The 17,313-nt window shown below is 52.5% G+C and carries 17 protein-coding genes and 1 pseudogene; 11 read left to right on the top strand and 7 right to left on the bottom strand.

The features are described 5' to 3' along the window. Nucleotides 1-352: 352 nt before the first annotated feature. From CV944_RS14565 to CV944_RS14540, 6 genes are all read left to right on the top strand, one after another. Nucleotides 353-874 carry a hypothetical protein gene (locus tag CV944_RS14565; protein ID WP_047817667.1) on the top strand — a complete coding sequence of 174 codons (522 nt, stop codon included), beginning with the start codon at nucleotides 353-355 and terminating at the stop codon, nucleotides 872-874. A gap of 79 nt (nucleotides 875-953) precedes the next feature. Then, entirely contained in the window at nucleotides 954-1,835 is an 882-nt protein-coding gene (locus CV944_RS14560; protein WP_060788410.1) for an ABC transporter permease subunit, read from the top strand. Continuing rightward, nucleotides 1,835-2,860: an ABC transporter permease gene (locus tag CV944_RS14555; protein WP_047817669.1), complete on the top strand. Its 1,026-nt coding sequence runs from the start codon at nucleotides 1,835-1,837 to the stop codon at nucleotides 2,858-2,860. The genes CV944_RS14560 and CV944_RS14555 overlap by 1 nt, the downstream gene beginning before the upstream one ends. Nucleotides 2,861-3,213: 353 nt before the next feature. Next, the gene (locus CV944_RS14550; protein ID WP_033010427.1) at nucleotides 3,214-3,693 is read left to right on the top strand and encodes a DUF2975 domain-containing protein; all 480 of its coding nucleotides are present in this window, start codon (nucleotides 3,214-3,216) and stop codon (nucleotides 3,691-3,693) included. Between the two features lie 10 nt (nucleotides 3,694-3,703). Further along, nucleotides 3,704-3,928 (top strand): helix-turn-helix domain-containing protein, encoded by a 225-nt coding sequence (locus tag CV944_RS14545; RefSeq protein WP_013144000.1) that lies wholly within the window; start codon nucleotides 3,704-3,706, stop codon nucleotides 3,926-3,928. A 16-nt stretch (nucleotides 3,929-3,944) separates the two neighbouring features. After that, nucleotides 3,945-4,847: a DUF817 domain-containing protein gene (locus tag CV944_RS14540; RefSeq protein WP_193443166.1), complete on the top strand. Its 903-nt coding sequence runs from the start codon at nucleotides 3,945-3,947 to the stop codon at nucleotides 4,845-4,847. Nucleotides 4,848-4,911: 64 nt separating this feature from the next. Here CV944_RS14540 and CV944_RS14535 read toward each other — a convergent pair whose 3' ends face one another. The 3 genes from CV944_RS14535 to CV944_RS14525 are packed head-to-tail and all read right to left on the bottom strand — an operon-like array spanning nucleotide 4,912 to nucleotide 7,625. After that, entirely contained in the window at nucleotides 4,912-5,397 is a 486-nt protein-coding gene (locus CV944_RS14535) for a DinB family protein (RefSeq protein ID WP_233205016.1), read from the bottom strand. 52 nt (nucleotides 5,398-5,449) lie between these two features. Further along, nucleotides 5,450-6,202, bottom strand: a complete 753-nt coding sequence (locus CV944_RS14530; RefSeq protein WP_100664426.1) for a TatD family hydrolase — start codon at nucleotides 6,200-6,202, stop codon at nucleotides 5,450-5,452. A 49-nt stretch (nucleotides 6,203-6,251) separates the two neighbouring features. Continuing rightward, on the bottom strand, nucleotides 6,252-7,625 hold the full coding sequence (locus CV944_RS14525) for a sigma-54 interaction domain-containing protein (RefSeq protein WP_100664425.1): 1,374 nt from the start codon (nucleotides 7,623-7,625) through the stop codon (nucleotides 6,252-6,254). A gap of 234 nt (nucleotides 7,626-7,859) precedes the next feature. On the opposite strand from CV944_RS14525, the gene CV944_RS14520 reads away from it, so the two are divergent. From CV944_RS14520 to CV944_RS14505, 4 genes are all read left to right on the top strand, one after another. Continuing rightward, nucleotides 7,860-9,272 (top strand): amino acid permease, encoded by a 1,413-nt coding sequence (locus CV944_RS14520; protein WP_100664424.1) that lies wholly within the window; start codon nucleotides 7,860-7,862, stop codon nucleotides 9,270-9,272. Nucleotides 9,273-9,368: 96 nt separating this feature from the next. After that, entirely contained in the window at nucleotides 9,369-10,916 is a 1,548-nt protein-coding gene (gene pruA, locus CV944_RS14515) for an L-glutamate gamma-semialdehyde dehydrogenase (RefSeq protein WP_055359031.1), read from the top strand. Nucleotides 10,917-10,986: 70 nt separating this feature from the next. Beyond that, nucleotides 10,987-12,195 (top strand): ornithine--oxo-acid transaminase, encoded by a 1,209-nt coding sequence (locus tag CV944_RS14510; protein ID WP_100664423.1) that lies wholly within the window; start codon nucleotides 10,987-10,989, stop codon nucleotides 12,193-12,195. A 151-nt stretch (nucleotides 12,196-12,346) separates the two neighbouring features. Then, the gene (locus CV944_RS14505) at nucleotides 12,347-12,955 is read left to right on the top strand and encodes a DedA family protein (protein WP_094240013.1); all 609 of its coding nucleotides are present in this window, start codon (nucleotides 12,347-12,349) and stop codon (nucleotides 12,953-12,955) included. 63 nt (nucleotides 12,956-13,018) lie between these two features. On the opposite strand, the gene CV944_RS14500 is transcribed toward CV944_RS14505, so the two are convergent. From CV944_RS14500 to CV944_RS14485, 4 genes are all read right to left on the bottom strand, one after another. Further along, nucleotides 13,019-14,008, bottom strand: coding sequence for a FecCD family ABC transporter permease (locus CV944_RS14500; protein ID WP_100664422.1), 990 nt, complete (start codon nucleotides 14,006-14,008; stop codon nucleotides 13,019-13,021). After that, entirely contained in the window at nucleotides 14,005-15,012 is a 1,008-nt protein-coding gene (locus tag CV944_RS14495) for a FecCD family ABC transporter permease (RefSeq protein ID WP_100664421.1), read from the bottom strand. Before CV944_RS14495 ends, CV944_RS14500 begins: the two co-directional genes overlap by 4 nt. Before the next feature lie 67 nt (nucleotides 15,013-15,079). Continuing rightward, nucleotides 15,080-16,006, bottom strand: a complete 927-nt coding sequence (locus CV944_RS14490; RefSeq protein WP_015373766.1) for an iron-hydroxamate ABC transporter substrate-binding protein — start codon at nucleotides 16,004-16,006, stop codon at nucleotides 15,080-15,082. 6 nt (nucleotides 16,007-16,012) lie between these two features. Continuing rightward, nucleotides 16,013-16,804: an ABC transporter ATP-binding protein gene (locus CV944_RS14485; RefSeq protein WP_100664420.1), complete on the bottom strand. Its 792-nt coding sequence runs from the start codon at nucleotides 16,802-16,804 to the stop codon at nucleotides 16,013-16,015. Nucleotides 16,805-16,901: 97 nt separating this feature from the next. On the opposite strand from CV944_RS14485, the pseudogene CV944_RS14480 reads away from it, so the two are divergent. Next, a pseudogene (locus tag CV944_RS14480) lies at nucleotides 16,902-17,216 on the top strand (sigma 54-interacting transcriptional regulator); the annotation flags it as partial. Nucleotides 17,217-17,313 lie beyond the last annotated feature (97 nt).

Below are 17,313 nucleotides of genomic sequence, written 5' to 3'. Positions count from 1 at the left end.
TGGGTCTGTGAAGCAGGTGGTTGTTCGGTCTTCCGTCACGCCTTGGCGTGACGGGGCAAGCCTATGGCTTGCCTTCGACAGTCGAAAATGGACAAACCGTTTTTCCGTCAAGGATATGTTAAACTTCTTCGTTGCATCTATCCTGAAAATACCCGAACTCCAAAATGTGTAAAGTTGTAAAATTCAACATAGAGGTCTTTTCATCCTTCCGATGGTGACGAAATTTTTTTGTCATGGGAGTCTATATAAAAAATACACGAAGGTAACCAAATTGGTGAAGCAAATCATCAAATTGTTTCCAAGAGAATGAAAAATTTTGAAAGATGCTTATACATATATAAGGAGGGTTTTTATGAAGGATATCCGAATGACGGTGGTCCTTACGTTGTTGTTGCTATTGGTGCTAGTTGGCTGCGCCAAACCGAAAGTGGAGCAAACGGTAAAATTAGGTGGTGCGGTCAAAACGATCGGTGACCTAGTGGTGCTAAACGGAAACAGCAATTTGCCAAAAGGCGCCGTCGTGCAAATTGTGATGAAAGAAATCGAGGGGGGCAAACAGGTACTCGAGGAAAAAGTAAACGTTGGGGAAGACGGAAGTTATTCATGGAGCGCGAAAAGACCGGAGCGAGCTAAGGAATATGAGCTGGATGTGATGTTTTTGCCAGAATTGCAGCCGAAGCACGTAAAAGAGAAGTATGGCGAAAAGGGAGAGCTTATCAAAAAAGACTCGTCGGGCAGGGTAGAATATCAAACAGACGGACAAACCTATGTAGGAATTAAAATGTATGACCGCATCTTGAAAATAGGCGATGGAATGGGAGGACAGCAATCCATGTTAGCAGAAACATTGCCTCCACCGCCACCATCTTATTAACATGCAAGCACTGGCAGCTTACAGATGAAAGGAACATGTAGCAATCGTTTGCCTGTGTTCTGAGGGAGGGATCGGCCTTATGAAGAAATGGAAGCTCGCCTTGACGGTGCTGGCGGATTTGTTGCTTACCATTTTCACGATTATGGCGATTATCGCGTTTGCGCAAAGCTATTCCTTGTTCCCGAGCCCGCAAATGATCACGGTATTTTGGCAGCAATTTCAGCAGCTGTTTTGGAGCTTTTTTTCTATTCGTGATATAACGGTTTCGCTCTCGCAATGGCACAATGCTCCCCTGCTCTCAACGATGATGGAGCCGTATGCCTATTCCCTTGTTATTTTATGGGGGGCGCTGGCTGTTTCCTTCCTTATAGCCGTTACGGGAGCCTACATCTGCTTTTTGCTTCCGCGTCCGCTGCAAAAAATGGTTAAAGGAATCGCGTTTTTTCTTGAGTCGATCCCCGATGTTATTTTTATTTTTTCTACGCAACTGTTTGTCATCTGGGTGTTTAAAAAGACAGATTTGCTTATTGTCAATCCTGTTGCCGGTTTTGACAATGTATACGTGCTGCCGATTGTCATGATTTCCATTTTGCCTTCCATTCTGCTGTTCCAAATGACATTTCTTGCGTTTACGGAGGAAAAAGACAAGCCATACGTCGAATATGCGCTAGCGAAAGGATTGTCAAAAACGGCAGTGCTATGGCGCCATATGTTCCGCAACGCGCTGATCACCGTGTTTTCCAACGTCCAATATTTGTTTTGGTTTATGCTGTCGAACTTGTTAGTGGCGGAATATTTGTTTAATATGCACGGATTGTTCCGGTTTTTGTATGAGCAGCTCCATACGCCGGAAGTAGTGGCTATCGGTCTTGCCATGCTGTTTTTGCCATTTTACCTCATTGATGTGGCCGGGAAACGAGTGATTGCTTATTTGACGGGAATCGAGAGGGGGGTGGCGTGATGCGCGCATTCCGCAACGTGTATTTTGCGGCAGGGTTTATCATCGCGGCTGGTCTATTGCTGGCCAGTTTTTTCTATTCTTATTGGCTGAAAGACATCATTCCCCAGCCGCCGAAGCAGATCTACAATGAGGCTGGGCGGCTCGTTGACGTTCCTCCATACCCGCCGAGCTGGGCCCACCCGTTTGGCGTCGATCGCCAAGGTGAAGACGTGTTTTGGAAAGTCATCGATGGGGCGAAATATACGATTGTCACCGCATTGGCGGTCAGTTTGCTGCGGCTTGTGTTTGGGACGGTCGGCGGAATCGTGTATGCTTTTTATTTGCAGAAATTTCGGTTTATTGCCGAGTCCATCGTCCGCGCCTTTCGGTTTGTGCCGGCGATCTTTTTAACGATGCTCTTTTTTGCTTTCATTCCATTGGAGGAGCAAGGAGCTGGAATGGGAGTGTTGATCAAACAACTATTGGTGCTTGCGGCTGTTGCGCTTCCGCCGTTAATGCTGGTCATCGGCAATGATATCGCTGTCTTTTTGCAAAATGAATTTGTCGTTTCTTCCCGGCTGATGGGAGCTGATCACGTTTGGCTCATCCGCAAGCACGTTCTCCCGTATATGCGGCCGCGGCTGTTTTTGCTGTTTACCCAGCAGACGGTGCAGTCGCTCTTGCTGCTTGTGCATCTCGGGGCGTTTCAAATATTGCTAGGAGGCGTAAAAGTTATATATGATTCCGATGGGTTGGGCCCTCCGGAGAAGGTGGCGCTCTCCCTTTCGAACGAATGGTCCGGCTTGATCGGTCTTTCCTATCGGGAAATGATGCTTGACCAATGGATTGTTGTCGGGCCGTGTGTTGCCTTTATCGTTGCCATTTTTGCCTTTAAATTAATGGGAAAAGGGTTAGAGCAAGTGATCGCTGGAAAAGGAAAACGGAAGCAGCGGAAAAAACAGCGGAGTTCATCGGGAAAAACCGCTTCTTTTCCGCCGCAGCAGGGCGATTTTGAATTTGTACTTTATAAGATAGACAGGTGTTGATGAAATTTATGGATTGAAGGAGGGTATCCTATTATGATTTCCGCGAAAGCACGGGCTGTCGATGAAAAACGAGTAATTGGGGGGAGTGCGGTTAAATAGCAGAATCAGGCCTGACGGGCCGAACGGCGGCTTTTTCCGGGATGGAAAGCGAATCGATTGGTAATGGGCGGCGTGGAAGTGAATACGGTGTGCCTGTTGTCTCAATAGGTATGGTCGGGCGTTACCGTGTGGGGACGTCTTTTCTTTTTGCTGTTTTGCAGAAAAAATTTAATTTAAATCAACAATTATTTATTGATAAACGATAAGACATTCATTACAATTAAGTCGAAAACGAGTCAGTGTGAGGTGTTTCGATGAAACGGGAAACGTTGTTTTTGAAGGCGTCTTTAGTGTTGATCGGCCTTCCGGTTTTGGCATTGTGCCTATTTTTGGTTCCTGCGCTTGCGAAGGTGGCGGTCAAGCTGGTGCCAACGTTCCCTTGGATCAAGTATTTTGTTTATCTTGTGTTTGAGGCGTCCGCGCTGCCGTTCTACTTCGCGTTGTATCAGGCGTTCCGGTTGTTAGTGTATATTGACCGAAACGACGCGTTTTCCGAGGCGTCGGTGAAAGCGTTAAAGACGATCAAACATTGCGCCGTCGCCATCAGCGGGCTGCATTTGCTTGTCTTGCCGCTGTTTTACTTGTTCGCCGAGAAAGGCGACGCTCCGGGTGTCATTTTCGTCGGTTTGATTGTGCCGTTTGCGTCGCTTGTCATCGCTGTGTTCGCCGCGGTGTTGCAAAAGTTGCTGCAGCAGGCGATTGAAATCAAACAAGAAAATGAGTTGACCATTTGAGGTGGATGACATGCCGATTATCGTGAATCTTGATGTCATGTTGGCGAAGCGGAAGATGAGCGTCACCGAGCTGTCGGAGAGAGTCGGGATCACGATGGCGAATTTGTCGATCTTGAAAAACGGGAAGGCGAAGGCGATCCGTTTCTCGACGCTCGAAGCCATTTGCAAGGCGCTCGATTGCCAGCCCGGGGACATTTTGGAGTATCGAAGTGATGAAGGGGAGTCAAATCCGTGAGTAGGGAGGAGACGGCTTGAAAGGGGAGAAACACGAGGTAGCGGTGGACGAATCTCCACCGTTTGGCCTCATGATCGTCCGGGTGCGCCAGTTTGGCAGAACGTCGCGGCTGATCAAAGCGTTTGTGCAGCTTGTTCGCTTCGGTTGGGCGCAGGCGTTGTCTTGCGTGTTTCCGGTTGTCATTTTTGCCTCATTGGCGCTGACGAAGATCGCGCCGCTTCCGCTATTGCCGCGGTATGATTGGCTGCTTGTTATTTGCCTGCTCATGCAATGGTGGATGGTGCGGTCAGGGATGGAAACGCGGGATGAACTCAAAGTGATCACCTTGTTCCACGTCATTGGACTTGCGCTCGAGCTGTTTAAAGTGCGCATGGGTTCGTGGTCGTATCCGGAAGAGGGGTATACGAAAATCTTTGGCGTGCCCTTGTACAGCGGGTTTATGTATGCGAGCGTCGCCAGCTATCTTTGCCAGGCGTGGCGAAGGCTGAAGGTGGAGTTGGTGCAATGGCCGCCGTTTTGGATGGTCGTTCCTCTCGCTTCGGCGATTTACTTGAATTTTTTCACCCACCATTATTGGGTGGACGTTCGTTGGTGGCTCTCAAGCCTCGTCATGGTTGTCTTTTGGCGGTCATGGGTGACGTATGAGGTCGGGGGAGTCCGCTACCGGATGCCGCTTGTTTTGTCGTTTTTGCTGATCGGGTTTTTCATCTGGATCGCGGAAAACATCGCCACCTTTTTTGGCGCTTGGCAATATCCAAACCAGGCGAAGGCGTGGAGCCTTGTTCATCTTGGGAAGGTGAGTTCGTGGTGTTTGCTCGTTATTGTCAGTTTTCTCATCGTGGCGACGTTAAAGCAAGTGAAAACAATGGCTGTGACAGGGGCAGTGGAGCGTTCACATGAAGATGGAAAATCGTTGTAAGCCGAGCAGGGCGGGGATTTGGCTGGTCGTTGCTCGGCTTTTTCCTTGATGAGCCGCCCGCTCCTCACGGAAGCTGTGCCTTGATTTCTTCCATTTGCGCGAGGTGGCGCTGTTCATGATAGCCGACAAATTCCACCCATTGCTTCAAATTCAGTGGCCCAAAAATTGGATGCGGGAACGATTTGGCTTCCAAGTCAGCCGGGTTGGCTTGCTCCGTGATTTGGCGCAACCGCTGCCGCGATTGATGCAATTTTTCTTCCAGTTCGTGTCGAGTGAAAAAGCGGTCGCTCGGGCGGGCGAAATCAGGCGCCTCCACTTTTTTGGAACGGTCAACGGTCAAGTGGATCGGTTTCTCCTCGACCGGTTGGCTCTCGCCATGCTTTAATGTATGGGCGATCATGGATGTGATCGATGTTTCGATTAAGTACAGGTGTTCGAGCACTTGGGCGATCGTCCAACTTCCGTCCGCCACTCGGGTGTTCAGCTGTTCGTCCGACAGCCCGGAAACGCTTTTGATCAGCTGTTGGCGCACTTGCTCATTATGATCCATCATGTTTCCCTCATTTCGATGTAGATTTGGTTTCATCGTATCATAAGGAAGATCAACCGTAAAGCCGTTTTGTGTTCGCCGTGATCATGGTTTTGACTTGTTCGATATCTCGGCCATAGTGTGCCGCCACAGCTCGCGCGGAGTCCAATAGCCATAACGGCGTCGTCAGTTTTCCGGCAAACGGGCCTGCAAACGGCCATGGGCCATCGGTTTCAAGGAGCAGCTGCTCGATGGGAACGAGGGATAACAGCTGCTTGTCGCGCTCGCGGTAGCACACTTCCGGCGTGACGGAGATGTAGTAGCCGCATTGGACGATTTGTTTGACCACGGCAGGCTCGGCCTTCAGCCAGTGGAAATGGGCTTGTCGGACGCCAGCTTGCTGCAAGATGGCCAAGGCGGTTTGGGCGCGGTCGTAGACGGCGTGAAGGGCGAGCGGCAAGGAGGCATCCGCGGCGATGGCCGCGATTTCGGTTAATCGTTCTTGATACGCGGGCAGCTTGGCGCATGCTTCCGCTGAATAGTATGGCAGCCCGACTTCGCCGATGGCGGCGAGCAGCGGCCGCTCTTGCTTGACAAGTTCTGTCCATTCGTTCCAATCGGCTGCGCTTGGCAGCGGTTGCTCGGGATGAAAACCGATGGCGGCGTAGACGAAGGAAGGGAATCGCTGTTTCAACTCGAGCGTTCGGTGGCTTGAGCGCAAATCGGTGGATACGGCGACGACGCCGATGATGCCCGCTTCTTGCCAACGGTTGATTTGTTCCTCGATGTCCGTGTACTGGTCGAGATGAATATGAGCGTCGATCATCCACAGCGACCTCCCCTGTCCTTTTGGCCGTACGATCGCCAACTGCAGCTTATCCCCATTCCTTATCAATCTGGTACTTGCGGATGCGGTATTGCAAGTTTTGTCGGCTTAAGCCGAGCGCTTTGGCCGTTTTTGTGATGTTGAAGCCGTGATGCTGCAGCGCCTTGCGGATGTAGTAAATTTCGACTTCTTCCATGTATTTGTCAAGAGGCAAAATGTCTTCCGTATCAAATAAAAAGTCCGTTTTCGCTTCGTCGGGCGCCAGCTTGGCTCGAAAAGGGGCAGGCAGATGGGCGAGGGTGATGGTTTGTTCTTGTTCCATCGTCGCCATCGTTTCCAACATGACGGCCTCCAGTTCGCGCACGTTGCCGGGCCAGCTGTAAGCAAGAAACGCCTCTTGCACGTCATCGCCGAGTCCTTCGACATGTAGGCCATAGTGCTCGTTGCCTTGACGGATGAAATGGATAGCGAGCGGCAAAATGTCCTCTTTCCGTTCGCGCAACGGCGGCAGGACGATGCAGTGGACGGCAATTTGGTAGTAAAGCGATTTGAGCAATTCCCCTGCTTGGACGGCATCGATCGGGTCTCCGCTTGTCGAGGCGATGAGGCGAACATCTGCATGAACCGGTTTTTGGCCATGGGCGCGGACAAACTGTTTTTCTTGCAGGAAACGGGCAAGTTTTTGTTGAAGCGGCAGGCTTAACGAGTCGATATCGTCAAGCAGCACGGTGCCGCCGTCCGCTTGTTCAAACAAACCGGGCTGGATCTCGCCGCCTTCTTCGCTGCCAAACAGCATCGTTTCCATCCAATCATCCGGAAGCGACAAACACGTTTGCGCAAAAAACGGCTTGGCCCGCCGTTCGCTTTCATGGTGAATGCAGGAAGCGAGCAAGTCTTTTCCTGTCCCTTTCTCCCCTATGAGCAGCACAGGCGCTTCCGAGCGGGCGGCATGACGCGCAAGGCGGATGGCCTTTTGCATGGCTTCGCTTTGGCCGATGATGTCCGCAAACGTGCGGCCGGCTTCCTTGCGTTGGTGGTGTTCTTGGATCAGTTTGCGGAACTTCGTGATGTCTTTGGCGATTTCCACGGCGCCGATGATGCGCCCGTCTTTTTGCAGCGGGTGCGTTTGATTGACCGTTGTCACGGCTTGTCCTTTGTTATTGAAATACGTTTGCTGCTTGTTCAGAATGCTTTCACCGGTGCGCAGCGCTTCAAGCAATGTGCTCGGCTGCTCCGGGTTGAAGCGGAAGACGTCCAAAATGTTTTTATCGAGCACGTCCTCGATGTTCATACCCTCGATGTCCCGCATTTTCCGGTTGTAAATGACGGTTTTCCCGTGTTGATCGACGGCATGGACGCCAAGGTCGATCATTTCGAGAATTTGTTCATACATTGATAAAAGCGTTTCCATATCCCGGTTCACGATCAGCACCTCTCTTTTTTGTATTATAGCATAAGGTGGACGGGAGACAGGAAGGGAAAGAAAGATGTGAAAAAATTTTTTGCTAAATATATTGAAAATAGACAAAAATAGTTCCATAATAAAGTTATAGTTTATTATAAATTGACAAATAGATTTGCAGTAAGGGAGGTTCTGTTCCCTTTCTCGAAATGTAAGCGGTTGCGAAATCGATCATAGAGAGGGGAGAGTTTTCGGATGCAACCCGTGCAAGAACTGAAACGAGAGCTAAAAAGCAGACATTTATTTATGATCGCGCTAGGTGGGGTGATCGGCACCGGTTTGTTTTTAGGATCGGGTTATACGATTCATGAGGCGGGGCCAGGCGGGGCCGTCGTTGCTTATCTTTTTGGCGGATTGGTTATGTATTTGACCATGCTTTCGTTAGGAGAATTGGCCGTGAGAATTCCTGATGCCGGGTCGTATCAGACGTATGCGACGAAATTCATCTCGCCGGCAGTGGGGTATTGCATCGGTTGGCTGTCATGGCTGAACTGGTCGGTGACGGTCGGCATCGAGCTGCTCACGGTCAGCATTTTGATGAAGCGATGGTTTCCTGATGTGCCGACATGGGTGTTTTGTGCGGTCTTCGCTTTGCTCTTGTTTTTGATCAACGCCTTGTCTGTCAAAGGATTTGGCGAGGTGGAGTTTTGGTTTTCGAGCATCAAGGTGCTGACGGTGATCGCCTTTATTGTTCTTGGTCTGGCAGCGATGTTCGGAGTCATCCATATGAAAAATGGACAACCTGCTCCGTTTTTCTCGAACTTTACAGACCATGGGGGCTTGTTTCCAAATGGGTTTTGGGCCATCTTTACGACGATGATCCTCGTGAACTTTTCGTTCCAAGGGACGGAATTGGTCGGCGTGGCGGCGGGGGAAAGCCGCGAGCCGGAAAAAACGGTGCCGGTTGCGCTGCGCAACACCATATGGCGCATTTTAATTTTCTTCATTTTGGCCATTTTTGTGCTGGCTGGTTTGTTTCCGTGGGAGAAAGCCGGCGTTGTGGAAAGCCCGTTTGTTGAGGTGTTTGACAACATTGGCATTCCGTATGCAGCCGATATCATGAATTTTGTCATCATTACGGCGGTGCTGTCGGTGGCCAACTCGGGGTTATACGCGACGTCGCGCGTCCTCTGGTCGATGTCGCGCCAAGGCATGGTCAGTCCGTTTTTCAGCAAGCTATCGAAACGCGGCGTGCCGATCAACGCGCTTATTGCCAGCATTGCCATCGGCTGCTTGTCGCTTTTGTGCAGCATTTACGCCGAAGATACAGTGTACGTTTGGCTGACGGCGATCGCGGGATTTGGCGCCGTCACGGTGTGGGCTTCCATCGCGCTGTCCAGCTATTTCGGACGAAAAGCGTTTTTGCGTGAAGGCGGCGATGTGCGCGATCTGAAATACCGGACGCCGTTGTATCCGTTCGTGCCGCTCGCGGCGTTTGCGTTGAATATGGCGACGATCATCGGGCTGGCGTTTATTCCAGATCAACGGATCGCTCTTTACTGCGGCATTCCGTTTCTCCTTGCGTGTTATGGGTACTACCACCTTGTGGCGAAAAAACGGGTTCAGCTCCTAGCCGCAGAAAAAGGGGAGCTCAAGGCCGCCAAGTAAAAATCATTGAAAAAAGCCATAATCATTTGCATAATATAACTATGAAACCGTTTTATAACGAAAAATTTTTTTGCCTTTAAAAAGGAGGATGACGAAATGGTGCAGCCGTACAGACACGAACCGCTCACAGATTTTACCGTGGAAGCAAACCGCGAGGCGTTTTTAGCAGCGCTCAAAAAAGTGGAATCGGAGCTTGGGCGCGATTATCCGCTTGTGATCGGCGGCGAGCGGGTGATGACGGAAGACAAAATCACGTCGATCAATCCAGCGAACAAAGCGGAAGTCATCGGCCGGGTGGCGAAAGCGACCAAAGAGCTGGCGGAGCGGGCGATGAAAACCGCTGATGAGGCGTTTCGCACTTGGAGCCGGACGAGCCCGGAAGCGCGGGCCGATATTTTGTTCCGGGCGGCGGCGATCGTGCGCCGGCGCAAGCACGAGTTTTCCGCTTGGCTGGTGAAAGAAGCGGGCAAACCGTGGCGTGAAGCGGACGCCGATACCGCGGAAGCGATCGACTTTATGGAATATTACGGACGGCAAATGCTGAAGCTGAAAGACGGCATTCCGGTTGAGAGCCGTCCGGGGGAAACGAACCGGTTTTTCTACATTCCGCTTGGCGTCGGGGTTGTCATTTCGCCGTGGAACTTCCCGTTTGCCATTATGGCCGGAACGACGGTCGCTTCGCTTGTCACGGGCAATACGGTGCTGTTGAAACCGGCAAGCGCAACGCCGGTCGTGGCGTATAAATTTGTGGAAGTGTTGGAAGAAGCGGGGCTTCCGGCTGGTGTGTTGAATTATATTCCGGGCAGCGGGGCTGAAGTCGGAGATTATCTCGTCGACCATCCGCGCACACGATTTATCAGCTTCACCGGATCGCGGGATGTCGGCATCCGCATTTATGAGCGGGCGGCGAAAGTGCACCCAGGGCAAATTTGGCTGAAACGCGTCATCGCGGAAATGGGCGGCAAAGACGGCATCATTGTCGATAAAGAAGCGGACCTCGAACTGGCGGCGCAATCGATCGTGGCGTCGGCGTTTGGCTACTCTGGGCAAAAATGCTCGGCGTGCTCGCGCGCCATTATCGTCGAAGATGTGTATGACCAAGTGTTGAATCGCGTTGTCGAGCTGACGAAGCAGCTCAACGTCGGCGATCCGGCGGAGCAAGCGACGTTTATGGGGCCTGTCATCGACCAAGGGGCGTACAACAAAATTATGGAGTACATCGAAATCGGCAAGCAGGAAGGCCGTCTCATGACCGGTGGGGAAGGAGACGACTCGAAAGGGTTCTTCATCCAGCCGACCGTGTTTGCGGATGTCGACCCGAACGCGCGCATCATGCAGGAGGAAATTTTCGGACCGGTCGTGGCGTTTGCGAAAGCGCGCGACTTTGACCATGCGCTTGAGATTGCGAACAACACCGAATACGGTCTGACAGGAGCCGTCATCTCGCGCAATCGGGCGAATCTTGAAAAAGCGCGGCACGAGTTCCATGTCGGCAACTTGTACTTCAACCGCGGCTGCACAGGGGCGATCGTCGGATATCAGCCGTTTGGCGGCTTCAACATGTCAGGCACTGACTCGAAAGCGGGCGGCCCGGACTATTTGATTCTCCATATGCAAGCGAAAACCGTATCGGAAATGTTTTAAACCAAAAAAGGGCGGCGGCGTCCGCCCTTTTATAGCGAAGAAACGCAGATAAGGAAAGGAGCGGTTGATGATGGCTACGAAGTCCGAACAGCTCATTGAACAGACGGAGCGATACGGAGCGCGAAATTATCATCCATTGCCGATTGTCATTTCCGAAGCGGAAGGGGTATGGGTGAAAGACCCGGAGGGCAATCGCTATATGGACATGTTAAGCGCCTATTCGGCCGTCAACCAAGGACATCGTCATCCGAAAATTGTGGAGGCGTTGAAGCGGCAAGCTGACCGCGTCACGCTCACATCGCGCGCCTTCCATAACGACCAGCTCGGCCCATGGTACGAAAAAGTGTGCCGGCTGACGAAAAAAGAGATGGTGCTGCCGATGAACACCGGCGCCGAGGCGGTAGAAACGGCGCTCAAGGCGGCGCGCCGCTGGGCGTATGACGTGAAAGGCGTCCCTGACAATCAGGCGGAAATCATCGTTTGTGAAGGCAATTTCCATGGCCGGACGCTCGCCGCGGTGTCGTTGTCGTCTGAACCGGCTTATAAACGCGGTTTTGGTCCGCTTTTGCCCGGGGTGAAAATCATCCCGTACGGCGATATCGAAGCGCTCAAGGCAGCGATGACACCGAATACGGCGGCGTTTCTTGTCGAACCAATCCAAGGGGAAGCCGGCATCCGCATCCCGCCGCAAGGCTTTTTAAAAGCGGCCTATGACGTGTGCAAAGAACACAACGTGTTGTTCATCGCCGATGAAATCCAAACCGGGCTAGGACGGACGGGGAAGTTGTTTGCTTGCGACTGGGAAAATGTTGTGCCTGATATGTATATTTTAGGAAAAGCATTAGGTGGCGGTGTGTTCCCGATTTCATGCGTTGTTGCCAATCGCGATATTTTGTCGGTGTTTGAACCGGGCTCGCACGGCTCGACGTTTGGCGGCAATCCGCTCGCTTGCGCGGTATCGATCGCCGCGCTTGAGGTGATCGAAGAAGAGCGGCTGGCGGAGCGGTCGCTTGAGCTTGGCGAATATTTTTTGGCAAAGTTAAAGCAAATCGAAAACAAGGACATTAAAGAAATCCGCGGCCGCGGCTTGTTTATCGGCGTCGAACTGCACGGCCCGGCGCGTCCGTATTGCGAAATGTTGAAAGAACAAGGGCTGCTTTGCAAGGAGACGCATGAAACGGTCATCCGTTTTGCGCCGCCGCTCATTATTACGAAAGAAGAGCTCGACTGGGCGATTGAGCGGATTGTAAAGGTGCTGTCCCAACCGGCTGCGGTTTAAAAAAGTGGAAAAAAGGTGTCCCGAAAGTACAGCGGGGCGCCTTTTTGTTTTGCGGGGAATGGCGGTTTTCTGTTAAGATAGGGAAAGGATTGCATTGACGCTGCATAAACATCCTACATAAGCGAAGGGCGAGTGAATGGAGGAAGAACGCGTGCAGGCTTGGATCACTGATTTTATGGAGCAATTCGGATATATCGGTATTTTTTTGATGATCGCGCTTGAAAATATTTTCCCGCCGATTCCGTCGGAAGTCATTTTGCCGTTTGGCGGATTTATGACGACGTACACGTCTTTGACGGTGCCAGGCGTCATTGTGGCAGCGACAGCGGGATCGATCGTTGGGGCGATCGTGCTGTATGGGATCGGCCGGCTGTTGTCCGTTGAGCGGCTTGAGCGGATCGTTGACCGCTGGGGCGGATGGCTGCGGGTGAAGCCGGAAGACATTGCCAAGGCGAACCGGACGTTTCATCGCTACGGGGTGTGGGCCGTTTTTTTCGGACGCATGATTCCGCTTGTACGCAGCTTGATTTCCATTCCAGCGGGCATGGCGAAGATGAATATCGGGCTGTTTGTCTGGCTGTCGGTATTGGGGACGCTCATTTGGAATACGATTTTAATCTCCGTCGGCGCGGCGCTCGGCCAGTCGTGGGGGAAAGTGTCCGAGGTGATTGGCGCGTACGCTGATGTTGTCTATATCATCATCGCGATTGTCATTGTGGTTGCGGTTGTCCGCTTTTGGAAAAGACGCCGGGTTTTATGAACCGGCGTCTTTTTTTTGGCGGGTGTCATCGTTCGAACCCGTTCTCATAACGGGCAGCGGATGTCAACGCTTTAACAACAAGTAAATGAAATACGGCGCGCCGATCAAGGAGACGATGACGCCGGCGGGAAGCGGCTCGGCGAGAACGTTGCGCCCGATCGTGTCAGCTGCAAGCAGCAGCCAGCCGCCAATGAGCATGGAGGCCGGAATGACCCGCTCATGGCGTGGGCCAACGATCAGCTTGGCGATATGCGGCGCCATTAAGCCGATAAAGGAGATGCCCCCGGTTACAGAGACGGCGGCGGCCGCGACGGCAACAGCTGTTATCATAAGCAAGAGCCGCTCGCGGCGGACGTGGACGCCGACCCCGATCGAAACAGGGTCGCCTAAGTGCAAAATATTGAGATGCTTCGCCCGATATAGCGCCACCAGTGTGCCCGCAGCCAACCACGGCAGCACGGCCCAAATAAACGGCCAATCATCGCCCCAAATGTTGCCGGAAAGCCAGCGGGCGATAAAATCGACTTTTGTCCGGTCGGCGGCGGAAATGAGGACGATCATCAGCCCAGATAGCGCCATCGACATGCCGACGCCGGTTAAGATAAACGGCACCGGCTGCAGCCCGGTTGTTTTCTTGTAGGAGACGGCATAGATGGCAACTGCTGTCAGAAGCGCCCCGGTGAAGGCAACGAGCGGCAAGGCGTAAAGAAATGTTCCGGCCTCAATCGGAAAAAACAAAAAGAACAAGGCGACGCCCGCGCCTGCGCCGGCGTTGATCCCAAGCACGCCCGGGTCGGCGAGGTCATTGCGCGTGAGGCCTTGCAATACGGCCCCGGATAAGGCGAGCGCCATGCCGGCCAACAAGGTGATGAAAAGGCGCGGCAGGCGAAGGGAAAACAAAATGAATTCCTCTTCCATCGAACCGTAGCCCAATAGTGTCGGGACGATGCGGTTATATGAGAGCGGCGCATCGCCGGTGCTTAAGGCGACGGCCGCTGTTGCGGCAATGAGCAACGCAAGCACGGCAAAGAGCGAAAAACTTTTTTTTCTCATGAAAAGCCCCTCCCTTGTTTCCGCACGACGAAGAGGAAAAACGGCAAGCCGATGACGGCGATGATGGCGGCCACCGGCGTTTCAAACGGGGCATTGACCGTGCGCGCCGCCGTGTCGGCCAGCACCATGGCGCTGGCGCCGACAGTCGCTGACAGCGGGATGACAAACCGGTAGTCGGCGCCGGCTATTGCCCTCACGAGGTGAGGAACCATTAAGCCGATAAAGGTGATATTGCCGGCGATGGCGACCGACGCTCCTGTTAATAAAAACACAGCGAAAAACAGCCATGTTTTGACGGTCGTTGTTTTTTGCCCAACGCCAACCGCGACGTCTTCACTCAAACTAAGGATCGTCAGCTGTCGTGAATACCATGCGGCAATAGCGAGCCCGGTCGTGATGAGCGGGATGACGACCGACAATTGTTTCCATGAAGCTCCGGCCACCCCGCCTGACGTCCACATCGAGACGTCTTTGGAAATGTGGAAATACAGTCCGATTCCTTCGGCGATGGCGAATAAAAGCGTCGAAACCGCCGAGCCGGCCAAGACGATGCGAAGCGGTGAAAACCCTCCTTTGCGGGCGGCGCCGATGCCAAAGACGGCCCCTGCCCCAGCGGCCGCACCAAGCAAACAGGCGACCGTGATCAAAAGATAATGGGCGGAAGGGAAAAAGGCCATTGTCATGGCCAACGCTGCGTTTGCGCCGGCGGTGAGGCCAAGGAGACCGGGGTCGGCAAGCGGATTGCGCGTCATCCCCTGCATGATCGCTCCGGCGACGGCAAGGCCGGCGCCGACAAAGGCGGCCGCTGTTTCGCGCGGCAGACGGAGCTCGCGAATGAGATCAAACTGTTTGCTTTGTTGATCGGAAAACAACGCCCGCCATACGTCGCTCCATGTCGTATCGGCGACGCCGACTCGCATCGAGCCAAACCAAACGGCGACAAGCAGGCCAAGCGACAGAAAAAACATATAGCGAAACGGCCAACGCCGGCGGTCTGCGTCCATTGGTGACTCCCCCTTTGACACAAAGAAGGACGGGACATTCACTGCCCATGAACGCCCCGTCTCGTCGTTATTGGCCTAAAAAATGCTTTTTAAAGAAATCGAGCTGGTAGTCTAACGTAATCGGGTCGTTGAAATAAAATGCCTTCGCATCGGCGACAAACATATGGCCGTTTTTGACAGCAGGGATGTTTTTGAACGTGTTCGTTTCCATAAACGATGTGTCGCCGTCGCCGTTTTTGCTTAAGATGAGATAATCGCCGACAAACTGCGGGAGCGCCTCAAGGGAAACGGCATAGTAGCCCGGTTTGAGCGCCTGTTCTTCTACAGCTTTTGGCATTTTCAGCTTCATTTCTTGATACAAAATCTCAGTGCCGCGCGCCCAGTTGTTGCCGAACACATACAGCTGCTTATCAAAGTTTTCGGCTACAGTGACGGTCGCGTTTTCGCCAATTTTGGCCCGGATTTCTTCCCCGGCTTGTTGCGCCCGTTGTTTGAAATCGTCGATCCACGCTTTCGCTTCTTTTTCTTTATTCAACAGTTTCCCGATTTCCAAAAACTGTGTCAAATAATCGACTTTGCCGTATGTAAAGGTGACGGTCGGCGCGATTTTGCTTAATTTGTGGACGTTTTTCGTATTGGATAATCCGATGATTAAGTCCGGTTTTAACGCCATAATTTTTTCAATGTCTTCATCGGTCACGACTTCGGCATCTTTCAGTTTTTCTTGAAAAAGCGGGCTCATTTTCGACCACGAATCCACGCCAACAACGGGGACGTCCAAGGCCAGCACATGTCCGGCAAACGTCGATAAGACGACGACGCGCTTCGGATTAGCCGGCACTTCCACCGGTCCGTTTTCCGATTGGTATGTAATCGTTTCCGTCTTTTTTTCTTTTGGTGAAGCGCTGTTGTTCTTTTGATCGTCCGCCGCGTTGCCGCATGCGCTTAGCACAAGCGCGAACATCAGCAACAATGCAAGCCATGTTTTCCTCATGATGAATTAAGCCTCCCTGAGCAATTGATAAGTGAAGCAAATTGGTTTGTTCGTCCGCGGGTCGCGGCCGATGTCGGCGTCGATGCCAAACACGTCGCGGAGCACTTCGCGGCAGATAACGTCTTCGCTCCGCCCGGACTTGATGATGGCTCCTGCTTTCATAGCGATGATATAGTCGGCAAAGCGGGCCGCCTGGTTGATGTCATGAAGCACCATGACGATCGTCCGCCCTTCTTCTTGGTTCAGCCGCTCAAGCAGCTCGAGCACCTCAAGCTGATGGGCGATGTCCAAATACGTCGTCGGTTCATCCAAAAAGATGATGTCGGTCTCTTGGGCGAGCGCCATGGCGATCCAGACGCGCTGCCGCTGCCCGCCCGAGAGCGCATCGACCGGCCGGTGCTTTAAGTCGGCCGTTTTGGTGACGTCAAGCGCCCAGTCAATCGCTTCACAATCCCGCTTTGTCAGCCGTCCGAATCCTTTTTGATACGGAAAGCGGCCGTACGAGACGAGCTCAGCGACCGTTAATCCGCTTGTCGCTTCCGGCGTCTGCGGCAAAATGGCCATTTTTTTCGCCAGCTCTTTCGTCGGTTGCTGGGAAATGGCTTGACCGTCTAAAATGACCGCGCCCGATTGTGGGGAAATGATGCGCGTCAACGTCTTGAGCAACGTCGACTTGCCGCACCCGTTCGGCCCGATAATGGCAGTGATTTGCCGATCGGGAATGCGGACGGACAATCGTTCAAAAATCGTCCGGTCGTCATAGCGGACGGTGAGCTCCTCGGCATACAAGCGAACCATGCGGCCACCTCCTTTTGGACTAAGAAAATGAAAATCACTATCATTAACAATCTTTATTATAACGAAATTCTTAAAAAAGACAATGAATTTTCTCATCGAAAAAACAAGTTTTATTTACCGGGCGCCGGCGATGGCGCATGTGATCGCCATTGCCCGCCAGGCGGCGGCCGTGGATGTCACCGTGCTTTTAACCGGAGAGTCGGGCGTCGGAAAGGAAGAGTTAGCGAACTTCATCTGGAAGCAGAGCGCGCGCAGCGGCCGTCCGTTTGTGAAGGTAAACTGCGGGGCGATTCCGGAGACGCTGATGGAGTCCGAGCTGTTCGGCTATGAGCCCGGGGCGTTCACCGGTGCGGCGAAAAAAGGAAAAAAGGGTTACTTTGAACAGGCGGATGGCGGGACGATTTTTCTCGAGTAACTATTCAGCCACATCATAAAGTGAGCTGAATATTTTCTTCTTTCCTTGTCTATGATGTGAATATTGATAGACAAGGAGGTGAATCGCATGTTGA

The organism is Geobacillus sp. WSUCF-018B (genome assembly GCF_002809985.1).
GTDB classification, from domain to species: domain Bacteria; phylum Bacillota; class Bacilli; order Bacillales; family Anoxybacillaceae; genus Geobacillus; species Geobacillus thermophilus.
Note: the sequence above shows the minus strand (reverse complement) of the source record. Positions and strands in the feature narration are given on the sequence as shown.

Coding starts and splice junctions, on each gene's coding strand:
- CV944_RS14565 (WP_047817667.1), top strand. CDS start 353: ATGAAGGATATCCGAATGACGGTGGTCCTTACGTTGTTGTTGCTATTG.
- CV944_RS14560 (WP_060788410.1), top strand. CDS start 954: ATGAAGAAATGGAAGCTCGCCTTGACGGTGCTGGCGGATTTGTTGCTT.
- CV944_RS14555 (WP_047817669.1), top strand. CDS start 1,835: ATGCGCGCATTCCGCAACGTGTATTTTGCGGCAGGGTTTATCATCGCG.
- CV944_RS14550 (WP_033010427.1), top strand. CDS start 3,214: ATGAAACGGGAAACGTTGTTTTTGAAGGCGTCTTTAGTGTTGATCGGC.
- CV944_RS14545 (WP_013144000.1), top strand. CDS start 3,704: ATGCCGATTATCGTGAATCTTGATGTCATGTTGGCGAAGCGGAAGATG.
- CV944_RS14535 (WP_233205016.1), bottom strand. CDS start 5,397: ATGGATCATAATGAGCAAGTGCGCCAACAGCTGATCAAAAGCGTTTCC.
- CV944_RS14530 (WP_100664426.1), bottom strand. CDS start 6,202: ATGATCGACGCTCATATTCATCTCGACCAGTACACGGACATCGAGGAA.
- CV944_RS14520 (WP_100664424.1), top strand. CDS start 7,860: ATGCAACCCGTGCAAGAACTGAAACGAGAGCTAAAAAGCAGACATTTA.
- pruA (WP_055359031.1), top strand. CDS start 9,369: ATGGTGCAGCCGTACAGACACGAACCGCTCACAGATTTTACCGTGGAA.
- CV944_RS14510 (WP_100664423.1), top strand. CDS start 10,987: ATGGCTACGAAGTCCGAACAGCTCATTGAACAGACGGAGCGATACGGA.
- CV944_RS14500 (WP_100664422.1), bottom strand. CDS start 14,008: ATGAGAAAAAAAAGTTTTTCGCTCTTTGCCGTGCTTGCGTTGCTCATT.
- CV944_RS14495 (WP_100664421.1), bottom strand. CDS start 15,012: ATGGACGCAGACCGCCGGCGTTGGCCGTTTCGCTATATGTTTTTTCTG.
- CV944_RS14490 (WP_015373766.1), bottom strand. CDS start 16,006: ATGAGGAAAACATGGCTTGCATTGTTGCTGATGTTCGCGCTTGTGCTA.
- CV944_RS14485 (WP_100664420.1), bottom strand. CDS start 16,804: ATGGTTCGCTTGTATGCCGAGGAGCTCACCGTCCGCTATGACGACCGG.